At 35.8% G+C, this 2,632-nt stretch carries 4 protein-coding genes and 1 riboswitch; of the genes, 2 read left to right on the forward strand and 2 right to left on the reverse strand.

Annotated features, from left to right (window positions below):
• The first annotated feature begins 23 nt into the window (after positions 1-23).
• Positions 24-111: riboswitch (cyclic di-GMP riboswitch) on the forward strand.
• A gap of 95 nt (positions 112-206) precedes the next feature.
• Entirely contained in the window at positions 207-866 is a 660-nt protein-coding gene (locus COZ07_RS00390) for a C39 family peptidase (RefSeq protein WP_406606640.1), read from the forward strand.
• 58 nt (positions 867-924) lie between these two features.
• Positions 925-1,125: a hypothetical protein gene (locus tag COZ07_RS00395; RefSeq protein WP_406606641.1), complete on the forward strand. Its 201-nt coding sequence runs from the start codon at positions 925-927 to the stop codon at positions 1,123-1,125.
• 27 nt (positions 1,126-1,152) lie between these two features.
• Here the strand turns inward: COZ07_RS00395 and COZ07_RS00400 are convergent, their stop codons facing one another.
• Positions 1,153-2,112 (reverse strand): transposase, encoded by a 960-nt coding sequence (locus COZ07_RS00400; RefSeq protein WP_406606642.1) that lies wholly within the window; start codon positions 2,110-2,112, stop codon positions 1,153-1,155.
• A gap of 187 nt (positions 2,113-2,299) precedes the next feature.
• Positions 2,300-2,632, reverse strand: a 333-nt coding sequence (locus COZ07_RS00405) for a carboxypeptidase-like regulatory domain-containing protein (protein ID WP_406606643.1), incomplete at its 5' end; no start/stop codon positions are given.

Raw genomic sequence — 2,632 nt, forward strand, 5'->3', positions numbered from 1 at the left:
AAAATAGAATAAATTATCATCAAAGTTGATAAAGGCAAACTACCCGAAAGGATAGGACGCAAAGCAATGGGTCTAAGGCATATAAAGTGCTAAGACAGCCAGGCTGCCGACTTTTTTTTATTTGATAAAGCCCCTGCTTTGATAAAAATGCCTTCAACACTTAAAACTATAAAAAATTAAGACTCTGTTAAAAAACAACAGAGAAAATGGAGGAAAATAATATGAAAGCAATGGGTAAAATCACCATCACCTTAATCCTGATCTTAGTTACTTCTCTTTTTCTAACTTCTTGTAGTGGTATTGTCACCCCTGAGCTTCAGCTTAATTCAGATGAAGATCTAAATAAAATTGAAGAAATAGATTCTATTTATTTAGAGGTCCCTTATGAAAAATATGCCGGACCAAACTGGTGCCTTCCTGCTTCCGGGGCGATGACTTTAAAGTATTTTGGGATGAACATTTCTCAGAGCCAGATTGCCAGTAAAGTCATCGACGAATACGGTACCAGTTCAGTATTTAAATTTATTAGCTACGCTAAAAATATGGGATTAGAAGCAAAATATCAAAGTAAAACCATTGAGGAAATAAAAGTTTTATTAAATAGTAAGACTCCGGTAATTGCTATACAAAATTATAGTCTGACTATCCTTAAAACTCATGCTCGAGTAATCATTGGTTACGATGATGAAACGCAGGAAATAATCACTAATGATCCGACCGCCGGGAAAGATTTTAGAATATCTTATGCTGATTTTTTAAGTCTCAATCTCAATAGTAGTCCTGATAAATGTAAGGTAATTGTGCTCTCTCCTGAAGAAATTAGTACAAAAAATGCTGAACTCCTTAGCGATATAAATAATTCTTAAATAAATCACCCTGTAGCAAGACTACAGTGAATTCTCAAGTTAAATAGGAGGTAAAAATATGAAAATAAAATACGATTATTGTAAAATAGCCCCTCATCAAGATAAATATATTGTAGAGTACGGACATAATACTTATAAAGGAAATACTTTGCCCTCACCAATAAAAGTAGCAGATAGAACCTTCTCTACTGAAAAAAAAGCAGTCCGATTTGCGAAAAAAATCGTAGCAACTGAGTATATAGAAAAAGTTAAAAAGTGATTGGGGTCAGGTCTCAACATTTGACATTCAATCCTTTTTCAAGACCTTCATCATCTTTTCCTTTAATTGGGCAATTTCATTATTATTTTCACATTTATGCTCAAATCTTTTCACTGCCTGAGAGACAGCCGAATAATCCATATCAAAAAGTTGGCCAATCTGCGATAGAGCAAGAGAAGTAAAATATCTAATTAAATATAAGGCTAATTGCCGATAGATATTTCCCCTTTCCGTACTAAAGATTATTTCTTTATTAATTTTTAGGGTATCACTCATCTTCTCAAGAATTTGTTCGGCATGATAGAAAGGCATCGAACGGGTTACTGGAATCTCTCTTTTCTCCCCCTGCTTTTCTATCTTTAATTTTATCTCCTCTATGAAGCCATTACTTCCCAGGGCAATATGACGGTAGGATTGAGTCAGCGGATCTTCCATATGTTGATTCTGCAGTAGATATTCCTGATATTGTTTCATTGCCGACATAGGATCATGGGAAAAATAATGCAAGACCAGGGACGAATCAAGATTGGGGATTTGAGGTTTTCTTAAATGAAGATAATCCAAATAACTACTCCAGGGATAATCCTTTAATCTTTGCGTTATCCTGGCGCGTAGGGGGTTTAAATGAATATAAGCCGAAAGGATGAGGGCATAACTATCTGCCTCCACCAGGGTGGACTTAAAGCGACCCTGAAAGATAGAACCGGTAAGCTGATATCGGGTACGAAACCAATTGGCATAAGAGCCATTGAGATAGTGAATGGACTGGGATAGGTTGGGTTGGGCTGTTTTGATAAAAAGATGATAGTGATTATCCATGAGACAGTAGCTATAACAGGTTATGGAATACCTTAGCAGGGTCTCGCTTAATTTTCGAATAAATACTTTTTTATCTTTATCCTCATAGAAAATTTTCTCTTTACGATGACCCCGGGAGGTAATGTGATAAAGGGCATCTTCAAAGGATAAACGTAATGGTCTGGCCATGGTTATATATTAACATAGAATATTAGTTATGTCAAATGTTGAGACCTGACCCCATGATTTCCTTACTAAAAAGAATGGAACAGGGGAAATTTACTCTTCCCCGTTCCATTCTTTTTAGTTTAGCATTTAAGTTATGTCAAATGTTAAGATCTGACCCCAATAGTGAGACAGATGTGATTTTACGTTATTAATTAGTATAGCGTAATTCTACTTCCTGACAAACAGCTCCTATTGTAATTGTTACTTGTACTGAAGGACTTATCCATCCAGAATTACCTGGACGTGTTGCTGTAAGAGTATAAGTTCCAACAGGTATGTTGGTAAATGTATACCACCCATTTGCATCGGTATCATATGGTCCAAATGTCATACTATTATTAAATAGTTTTACCCAACCAGCTCCATAACCCGCACCTTCTGGATTATATACCTTTACTAACAAACAACCAGTATTAGCAGCAAAGGTTGCAGTAACTGCCTTATCCCCATTCATGGTAATACTGCTCAATTCATTCGAGTC

The organism is Candidatus Infernicultor aquiphilus (assembly GCF_002784285.1).
Taxonomy (GTDB): Bacteria; Atribacterota; Phoenicimicrobiia; order Phoenicimicrobiales; family Phoenicimicrobiaceae; genus Infernicultor; species Infernicultor aquiphilus.

Bases quoted from the DNA above. Each gene is read 5' to 3' on its own strand.
- COZ07_RS00395 (WP_406606641.1), top strand. From the start codon at position 925: ATGAAAATAAAATACGATTATTGTAAAATAGCCCCTCATCAAGATAAA.
- COZ07_RS00390 (WP_406606640.1), top strand. From the start codon at position 207: ATGGAGGAAAATAATATGAAAGCAATGGGTAAAATCACCATCACCTTA.
- COZ07_RS00400 (WP_406606642.1), bottom strand. From the start codon at position 2,112: ATGGCCAGACCATTACGTTTATCCTTTGAAGATGCCCTTTATCACATT.